Below are 1,577 nucleotides of genomic sequence, written 5' to 3' on the forward strand. Positions count from 1 at the left end.
TGACCCAGGTGAAGGACACCAACGGGCAGGTGGTCAATTACGGCTATAGCTGCCCGGACCTGCCTGGCTGCTATGCCAAGTCGATCAGCTATTCGGGTGCGGGGATCACGTTCTATTACGAGGACCGTCCCGACTTCCTCGTTATGGCGAACGGCTTGAGCCTGTCCTACACGAAGAAGAGGGTGAAGACGATCTCGGTGAAGGTGGGGACGGCGGTCCGGAACGTCTATGCCCTGACCTACGACCAGGCGCCGTTCTCCAACACGTCCAGGCTCGTCAAGGTCGACCGTTACGGCAAGGATGCCACTGTCGCCGCGGACGGCACCATCACCGGCACCACCGTCAAAACCATCCGGCAGATGACCTACGACAACCTGGCGTACAGCTATGCCGCCAAGCCCGGTGTAACCGGAGGCCGGGTAACAGAATACGGGGGTTTCCCGTCCGCCCAGGCGGGATCAATAGATCTCAATGCCGATGGCAGGGATGAGCTTTATGGCTGGGTCGCCGATACGTCCCAATGTGGTGAGGTCAATTGCGACGCAGAATATCTTAGTCCCCGTCGGTCCTGGCGTTTTACCAAATTTGCCGATGACGGCACGGCGGCCGGCATAGGCGTTAATTTCCCAAAGCCGCCAAGCACGGGACCGAGCGATTCCACCTCTTTGGAGGTCGAGTTTTCCTCCGGGCGGTTTGCCGCCGAAAGACCAAGGGACCTCGGATTCAAGTTCAAGTGGCGTGTGACATCATTCACCCCCGAGGAAGGCACTACGCACACCGACTATAAGGAAAACCGCGCCGGTCGAGCGGACGCCAATCTCAATATAAGTCTCGGAGCGTGTTCGAGCACCTATGCCGCTGTGTGTGCTCTCCTGACCGAGGGCGGATCGGTTCTGGACCATGACGGCGATGGTTTGGATACGCGTATCAATTTCTCGAAACCGCTGGTCGGAAAGACCGATTTCGCCGGCAATGGACGCCAGGGCGTTTTAGCAGCGGCGAACGATGCGGAAAATTTTCGTTTTGTGAATGGCGCTTGGGCTGCCTCGGCCAGCGGCGTACAGTGCAAGAATGAGGGGCGTACGGGTAATCGTTGTGTCCTCGGCGACCTCAATGGAGACGGCGCTACCGACATCCTGCAGTTTCTCGGAGAGCCGGGAGGGGACTACAAGCTTGTCGTTTATCTTTCGACCGGCAAGTCATTCGTCCGCGTTGCCAATGGCGAGATCTTCGGATCTCCCTTGCTGCTGGACGTCGACAACGATGGCCGCGTGGAAGTCCTTGGGCCGAAGAACCGCAGCCAGAACCTGGCACGCCCGACCCGCATGCCCTGGCGTCTCGCGTTCACGGCGAGCGGGGCGCAATGGCTGGTTGATGTCAAGGACTTCGACCAGAACATCGCTTTCGGCGACTTCAACGGCGACGGTCTGCCGGATCTGGTGAGCGGAGACGGTAGCACCTATGTCTCCAACCCCGGCGCCGGCAATCCGAATCTTCTCCGCACGGTGAAGTTCGAGACGGGCGGTTCGGTTGCGGTTGACTACACGCCGTCGACGCGCTGGACGAACGTTTACATG

1 protein-coding gene is annotated in these 1,577 nt (G+C 59.5%); it reads left to right on the top strand.

The annotated features are described in order from the left end of the window. The coding region (locus tag ABK249_RS33745; protein ID WP_348864918.1) for an FG-GAP repeat domain-containing protein at positions 1–1,577 on the top strand (1,577 nt) is incomplete at both ends.

The organism is Neorhizobium phenanthreniclasticum (genome assembly GCF_040066075.1).
In the GTDB taxonomy this organism is placed as follows: Bacteria; Pseudomonadota; Alphaproteobacteria; order Rhizobiales; family Rhizobiaceae; genus Neorhizobium; species Neorhizobium petrolearium.